Source organism: Synechococcus sp. 65AY6A5 (assembly GCF_002760415.1).
Lineage (GTDB): Bacteria > Cyanobacteriota > Cyanobacteriia > Thermostichales > Thermostichaceae > Thermostichus.
In genome coordinates this window covers 2,266,005-2,272,291 of record NZ_AXUW01000001.1, presented here as the reverse complement: position 1 = coordinate 2,272,291, position 6,287 = coordinate 2,266,005, and the positions used below count along the sequence as shown (strand labels likewise).

9 protein-coding genes are annotated in these 6,287 nt (G+C 59.9%); 1 reads left to right on the top strand and 8 read right to left on the bottom strand.

Annotated features, from left to right (window positions below; translation table 11 throughout):
- Positions 1-466, top strand: a 466-nt coding sequence (locus SYN65AY6A5_RS14485; protein WP_240531033.1) for an OB-fold nucleic acid binding domain-containing protein, incomplete at its 5' end; no start/stop codon positions are given.
- Here the strand turns inward: SYN65AY6A5_RS14485 and SYN65AY6A5_RS10695 are convergent.
- The 8 genes from SYN65AY6A5_RS10695 to SYN65AY6A5_RS10660 all read right to left on the bottom strand — a co-directional run bounded on the left by SYN65AY6A5_RS10695 (position 452) and on the right by SYN65AY6A5_RS10660 (position 6,259).
- Positions 452-727: a glutaredoxin family protein gene (locus SYN65AY6A5_RS10695; RefSeq protein WP_011428981.1), complete on the bottom strand. Its 276-nt coding sequence runs from the start codon at positions 725-727 to the stop codon at positions 452-454. The two genes, SYN65AY6A5_RS14485 and SYN65AY6A5_RS10695, sit on opposite strands and share 15 nt — an antisense overlap.
- 9 nt (positions 728-736) lie before the next feature.
- Complete coding sequence (locus tag SYN65AY6A5_RS10690) at positions 737-1,564, bottom strand: carbon-nitrogen hydrolase family protein (RefSeq protein WP_011428982.1); 828 nt, start codon at positions 1,562-1,564, stop codon at positions 737-739.
- Positions 1,565-1,600: 36 nt separating this feature from the next.
- On the bottom strand, positions 1,601-1,822 hold the full coding sequence (locus tag SYN65AY6A5_RS10685; RefSeq protein ID WP_011428983.1) for a DUF2839 domain-containing protein: 222 nt from the start codon (positions 1,820-1,822) through the stop codon (positions 1,601-1,603).
- Positions 1,823-2,053: 231 nt separating this feature from the next.
- The gene (locus tag SYN65AY6A5_RS10680) at positions 2,054-2,797 is read right to left on the bottom strand and encodes an anti-sigma factor (protein WP_011428984.1); all 744 of its coding nucleotides are present in this window, start codon (positions 2,795-2,797) and stop codon (positions 2,054-2,056) included.
- Positions 2,794-3,375 (bottom strand): sigma-70 family RNA polymerase sigma factor, encoded by a 582-nt coding sequence (locus tag SYN65AY6A5_RS10675; RefSeq protein ID WP_099884393.1) that lies wholly within the window; start codon positions 3,373-3,375, stop codon positions 2,794-2,796. The genes SYN65AY6A5_RS10680 and SYN65AY6A5_RS10675 overlap by 4 nt, the downstream gene beginning before the upstream one ends.
- A 229-nt stretch (positions 3,376-3,604) precedes the next feature.
- A complete protein-coding gene (locus SYN65AY6A5_RS10670) occupies positions 3,605-4,411 on the bottom strand; it encodes a DUF4394 domain-containing protein (protein WP_099884391.1) in 807 nt (268 codons plus the stop codon).
- A 304-nt stretch (positions 4,412-4,715) separates the two neighbouring features.
- Positions 4,716-5,498: an ABC-2 family transporter protein gene (locus SYN65AY6A5_RS10665; protein ID WP_011428988.1), complete on the bottom strand. Its 783-nt coding sequence runs from the start codon at positions 5,496-5,498 to the stop codon at positions 4,716-4,718.
- A gap of 17 nt (positions 5,499-5,515) precedes the next feature.
- On the bottom strand, positions 5,516-6,259 hold the full coding sequence (locus tag SYN65AY6A5_RS10660) for a methyltransferase domain-containing protein (RefSeq protein WP_099812623.1): 744 nt from the start codon (positions 6,257-6,259) through the stop codon (positions 5,516-5,518).
- Positions 6,260-6,287: the final 28 nt, after the last annotated feature.

Sequence of the window (6,287 nt, the reverse complement as noted above, 5' to 3'; positions counted from 1 at the left end):
AACCACCAAGAGAGGGGATCGCATGGCCATTTTGCAACTGGAAGATCTCACCGGCAGTTGCGAAGCGGTGATCTTCCCCAAAACTTACGAACGTTTGCGCCATCGTCTGGAGGTGGATCAACGGCTCTTTATCTGGGCCAAGGTGGATCAGCGGGATGAACAGGTGCAATTGATTGTCGAGGACTTACAGCCGATTGAATCGGTGAGTTGGGTTACGGTGGAACTCCCTCTGGACTCGGCTGGGACATTGGAGGATCGATACCGTTTGCAAACATTGCTTGCCCGCCAACGTTCGGAAGCCAAGGAAGAAAATCGCATCCCTGTTGTGGCGGCCATCGTCGCCCCTCCCCACACGCTCTGGGTGAGGCTGGGATCCCAATTTTGGGTTAAAGATGCCGAGGCCACCGTGGCAGCTTTGCGCCAAGCTGGCTATACCGCCCGCAGCGAAGCGCTAGCCTCCCGATAGGCAACCCAACTGTTGTCCCAGCCAGGCGCGCAACTGCGCCGCCGTCAGCCGCGGCGAGGGGCGAGGCAAAAGCCGTTCGGGATCCCCGGCCACCTTCAGCACGGGAACCTCCAGGTGGTAGCGCTCCCACCAGGCGGGGTTGGCGGTGATGTCGCGGATTTCCAGCTCGCCGATTTCGGGGATCTGCCGCAATTTCTCCGCTAGGCCCTCGCAGAGGTGGCATCCGGGCTTGCTGTAGAGAATCAGCGGCGGCCAAGGCATAGGGGATCCCTAGGGAGTAACGGCACAGGCCAGCCGGCGGTGTTGCAGCGAGGGCATCTGCCGCCGGATAAGCTGTAGCCGCTCTGGGGCGATCTCGGCAATGGCCACTCCTGGTTTTTCGCCGCCGGCATCCGCCAGGATCGTCCCCCAGGGATCCACGATCATGGCGTGGCCATGACATTGTCGCCGCTCGTAGTGGGTGCCCACCTGGGCGGGGGCGATCACGTAGCAGGTGTTTTCAATGGCCCGACACTGCAGCAAAACCTGCCAGTGATCCCGACCCGTGTAGGCGGTAAAGGCGGCGGGGATCAACAACACTTCTGCCCCTCGATCCACCAAGGAGCGATATAGCTCAGGAAAGCGCACGTCGTAACAGACCGACAAACCAAGGGTGCCTAGCCGCTCCTCCTGGCAGACAACCACCTCGTTGCCGCTCACCACCGTGTTCGACTCGCGGTAGGTGTTGCCGTCGGGCAGGTTGACGTCGAAGAGGTGGATCTTGCGGTAGCGGGCCAGCTCCTTGCCCTCGGGGCTGTAGAGGGCCGCCGTGTTGTACACCTTGCCCTGTCCATCCGGCACCGGGTATCCCCCGCCCAGCACAAACACCTGGTAGCGCTGGGCCATCTTGGCCAAAAACTCTTCGGCCCGCTGCGCAATCTCCGGCGCAAGGCGGGCTTTTTCTTCCTCCGGCCCCATGAAGGCAAAGTTTTCCGGCAAGGTCACCAGCTCACAGCCCCGGCGCGCCGCAAAGTCAATCCACTCCTCTGCCTGTTGCAAGTTGCCGGCCAGATCGGGGGTGCTGGTCATCTGCAGGGCGGCTGCCAAGTAGGATCGCATAGGAAAACTCCAAGGAGACTCAAGGGATCCAGCCGGCTAGCCCACCAGGTGCCACCAGCCCAGGGCAGGCCCCACAAATCGCACCACCACCCAGACAATGGCCAGGAGAATAATGCCGGCCCAAGCGCCTCGAGTTGTCCAATTGTAGATCGTGCGGGCTTGGGCTTTGGTGAGAGGAATGTCTTTGAGCTGGGGAAAGAGCAGCTCTTGGTCGGGAGTCGGTCTGTTTCGGGTTTTGCGGCGCTTGGCTTCGCCCATAGGGTGGCCTCCAAGTTGGCTTTTGCTGTGCCGGGGTAGTGACCATCATCTTAATGCTGTTACGCTTCCGGTGCGCCCACAACTTTTCCCAACGGCAGGGTGGCTCGGGATCCCTGTTTTGCCGATCCACATCGGCGAGAGTGCTCCGCCAGTCGCTTAAGCAGAGGGATCCTGGCTAGATCCATGCCTTGCCTCCGCCGACGAACCTATGTTGGTTGGCCACTGCTCCCGCTAGCCGGAAATCCACAGAGGGGATCCCTGGTGCTCTTGGGGCCGGCTGCCGTCTTCTTCGGTAATGGCCACTGCCCGCACCCATTCTGTGGATGCGAACACCGGTGGCAAGCGCAGCTCCTGTTCTTGGTTTCCCGCCGCATCCACCCGGAAAGCTGTGGTGAGGATCGCCCCCGCCCTATCTTTGGTGAAGGGCGCTTCCGGCTCCAGCACCACCCAGAGCGCATAGACGCGGCCTTCCGGCAGCGGCGGCAAACCGCGGGCTACCAGCCTCCCCTGCAAGCGCTGCGGATCCACCTCCACCGTAACCGAGCCAGTCACGTTTTCTGCCGTCGGTTGCAATTCATATGTCACCACCTCGACCGGGATCCCTTGCGTCTGGGCCAGTTGCAGCCTGCGCCACAGGTAGAGATTCCCCAGTCCCAAAGCCACGATTAACCCTGCTGCCAATGCCGCCAGGCCCCGCCAGCGAGGGGATCCCTGAATTGTCGTGGAGAGGGGTTTGGGCGCCGGCTCTGTGTAGGCTTGCAGCAGAGAAGCCCGCAGCGCGGGGGGAGGTTGCTTCTCTTCGACGCCGTAGGCCCTTTCCAGGGTCTGTTGCAGGGCTTGCAGCTCCTGCTGCAGCTCCGGGCGCAGCTTGAGCACCGCTTCCAGGCGGTCGGCCTCTTCCGGGGAGAGATCCCCCAGCACGTAGCCGGCCAGCCACAGTTGCAGTTCTTCGGGAGACACAGACTCGGCTTTCATGGGGCGCCTCCCAGCAACTCGCGCAGCCGCAGCAAGCCTCGGCGGGCTCTGGCTTTAACCGTTCCCAAAGGCAGATTCAATTGCTTGGCAATTTCTGTTTGGCTCATGCCTTCGTAATAGGCCATTTTGAGGATTTGGCGTTGATGTTCAGATAGCTGGGCCAAAGCCGTTTGCACCTCGACCGCCTGCTCTGCCCCGGCCAACTGCTCCAGGGCCGGATCCTCGGCGGCATCGCCCTGTAATTCCACTCTGCCCCGTTCCAGGGATCGCTGTCGATTGCGCCAAGAGCGCAGCCGATCCAAACAGCGGGAGCGGGCCAAAATGCCCAGGTAAGTGCGCAGGGATCCCCGCTTGGAATCGAAGGAAGAACGGGCCAAACTCAAAAAAATGTCCTGCGTCAGATCTTCGGCCTCGGCAGAGTTGCCCAGCATCTTGCAGGCGATTCCGTATACCAAACCGGCGTGGCGGTCGTAGAGGATAGCCAAAGCTTGCGACTGGCCTGCCTTGAGGGCTGAAAATACCTCTGCATCACTTCTCTCCTGCAGAGATCCCTCGGCTTTGTCATCCTCGATCTTCATGGGGGGAAGGAGAAAACAAAACGGCGACGAGAAAGCACTTAGTAAGAAGCAGGCCTTGCCTAAGGCAAGCCAGAAAGGACAGCGGCTCCCATAATCTATCGCCTGCATAGATGGAGGTCAACCCTACTTGAAGAAGTACAGAAGGCCCAATCCCGAGCTGGAATCGGGCCGAAACAAAACAGCAACAATTGGCCAGAAAAATGACTGGAATTGTAACAACCTGGCCGATCTAGAAGGCAGCCAAGCCAAAGAACGGCCCACCCGGCAGCGTGCCCACAGAGGTGGCGCGACCTGTATTCAGGTCAATTCGATACAGGGTGGAGCCGCCGATGGCAAAGCCGGTATCCACCCCGCCGACCGTGCGGATGTCAAACCCGCCCACCGGGCCGAAGTTCACGCCCAGGGGGCCAATCGGCATTTGCACCCCCTCGTTGGGCGGATTCTGGAACAGCAGCAGGTTGCGCTCGCCGTCGATGTTCAACAGCCGTGTGGATTGGGTGCCGGCCACGTTGTTGGTGTAGGCGGCGGCGGTAACAGCCGGTCGGGATCCCTGCAGTTCCATTGGGCCAAAGGCCAAAGGTCTATCTTGGATCACTTCGCCCGTGTCCACATTGATGCGGAAGTTCTGGCCGTTGGCTCCCACCAGGCGCAGCCGATCCGGAACGGGGTTGAAATCTATGCCGGACAGCGTACCCGCCGTAAAGGGAACCGACAGGGTACTGGCCACCGTAGCGGCGCCGGTCTGCAAGTTAATGGTGTAGAGGATGTTGGCGTCGGTGAGGCCGTAGAGCAGGCGATTGGCAGGACGCACATCAATACCGATCAAACTACCACTCACCCCCGTCACCGTCAGGGATCCCTGTACCGAGGCATCGGTGGAGCGGATGAAGGTGAGGCGGTTGCCGCTGCCCAGGGCCACCAAATCTGCTTGGGAGGGGATCATCGCCATCGGAGAAGCATTGCTGTTGCTGCAGCCCAGCAGAGCTAAGCTACCGGCTGCCACAGATACGGCCACACACTGCAGGTGCCTGCGCATGGAAAATGCTCCTTAAAAAATTGACAAATTGTCTCAGTCGGTGTCAGGATTGTTGACAACAAAACACCCCTCTGCGCCACAAGACAGGTGGCTGCAGATTGCTGCGGCAACCAGCACTCTCTTTTGCCGCTAGAAAGGCAGGCTAGAGGGATCCCATCCCCCAGCCGAGAATCCGCCTTTGCCCTTCCATTGAGGGGGAAGGCCAATTGTTCTTCCCAAAGGGGAGCGCGTGGGGCGCTTCTGTAGCAATTACTCCCATCCTCCCTGCTTGGATGCTCAGGATGGAGAGGTTTGGACGGAGATTTTAACTAGAGGCGCTGGTGTAAAAGCGCAGGGCAAAGCGCCAGAACAAATGGGATCCCCACAGCAGCCCCGCCGCCAGCAGGGCGGATCCCACAAGCCAGGGCCACTGGATCCGACCCAGCAAGGCTTCTGCCGGCACGGTGGTCAAGAAAGCCACCGGCACGACGAAGGTAAAAAACAACCGATAGGCCACCGGATAGGCCACCAGCGGGAATCGCCCCGCCTCCACCAAGCCCCGCAACACCTCGGTGACGTTGTAGATCTTGACAAACCAGATGCTGGTGGCCCCCAGCATAAACCAGAGGCTGTAGAGGATGACCAACCCCAGCAAAAGGGGCACTAGACCCAGAACATAGGCCCAGGCCGGCAGCCGCAACTGGATCCCGGCGTAGAGAATCAACAACAGGCCACAGCCAATATCCACCAGGCCCCAGGGAGAAAACACCCGAGTTGACAGCCAAAACTGACTGCTGATGGGCTTGAGCAACACAAAATCCAGGGTGCCTTCCTGAACTTGTTGCACGATGCGGTTTAAGTTGACGTTAAAAAGGCTGGCCGACACCCCCTGCAAAATGGTGAACACCCCCAAGACGATGAGCGCCTCCGGCCAGCTCCAGCCCCCCAGGCGGTGCCCCTGCTGGTAGAACAGCGACAGCCCAAACAAAGCTGACCCCAGGCCGCCCAAGCTGCTGAGGCTGGCAAAGACAAAATTGGCCCGGTACTCCATTTCTGCAGCTACAGAAGTGCTCCAAAACAACCACAACACCTGCAAATAGCGCAGCACTTGGGTTTTCTCCCATCTCAGCGTTCATTCCACTTGCGGTAGCAGCGGGCAGTAATCAAATAGGGGTGAAACACTTCTAAGAAATGGCTTTGTAACACCTGAAAGAACTCCTCGATCCGCTGTGAATCGTCGAGATGAAAGGGAAATTCGCCGTTAAACCCCTTGAAAAAATACCAGTTAATCAAGAGCTTACCTGCCGGCTGGAGCCAGTCGTCAAATTGCCGCAACTGCGCCGCCGGATCCGGCAAATGTTCCACCACATCGAAGCAGATGACGGTGTCAAAACGGATCCCTTCCGGGAAGGTGTCTGGACAGTGGATGCGTTCGCTTAGGCCCAGCTTTTCCGCCCGCAGTTGCACAAACTGCCGATGGATGGGGTTGATATCCCAGAAGATCACCTGCTCCACCGCCGGGCAGAGGGCCGCCCCAATGGCGTGGGTGCCGATGCCGCCGCCAAAATCCAACACCCGCCCACGGGCATGGTCGGCCACCAGGCGCAGGGTATCGCCGATGTAGTCGGTGCTGCTCAGGTGCCAAGCTGCCAAGTCCAGCAAATAGGCGGATCCCACCCGATCCCGGTAAAAGATCTCCGCCTGATCCCAGATGAAGTCGCGCCGGCCCAGCTCTGCCAACTGTTGCTGGCCAAGCCGCAGCTTCTCCCGCAGCTCGGCGGCCTTGAGGCCGAGAAAGGATCCCAAGTGAGCTTCCAGGTCGAAGCCATTTTGCCAGTAGCCGCTCAGGGCAGGGGGAGTGGGAGTCACGGGAACCCAAAACTCGGCAGGGGGTTGG

Bases quoted from the DNA above. Each gene is read 5' to 3' on its own strand.
- SYN65AY6A5_RS10670 (WP_099884391.1), bottom strand. From the start codon at position 4,411: ATGCGCAGGCACCTGCAGTGTGTGGCCGTATCTGTGGCAGCCGGTAGC.
- SYN65AY6A5_RS10695 (WP_011428981.1), bottom strand. From the start codon at position 727: ATGCCTTGGCCGCCGCTGATTCTCTACAGCAAGCCCGGATGCCACCTC.
- SYN65AY6A5_RS10675 (WP_099884393.1), bottom strand. From the start codon at position 3,375: ATGAAGATCGAGGATGACAAAGCCGAGGGATCTCTGCAGGAGAGAAGT.
- SYN65AY6A5_RS10690 (WP_011428982.1), bottom strand. From the start codon at position 1,564: ATGCGATCCTACTTGGCAGCCGCCCTGCAGATGACCAGCACCCCCGAT.
- SYN65AY6A5_RS10685 (WP_011428983.1), bottom strand. From the start codon at position 1,822: ATGGGCGAAGCCAAGCGCCGCAAAACCCGAAACAGACCGACTCCCGAC.
- SYN65AY6A5_RS10680 (WP_011428984.1), bottom strand. From the start codon at position 2,797: ATGAAAGCCGAGTCTGTGTCTCCCGAAGAACTGCAACTGTGGCTGGCC.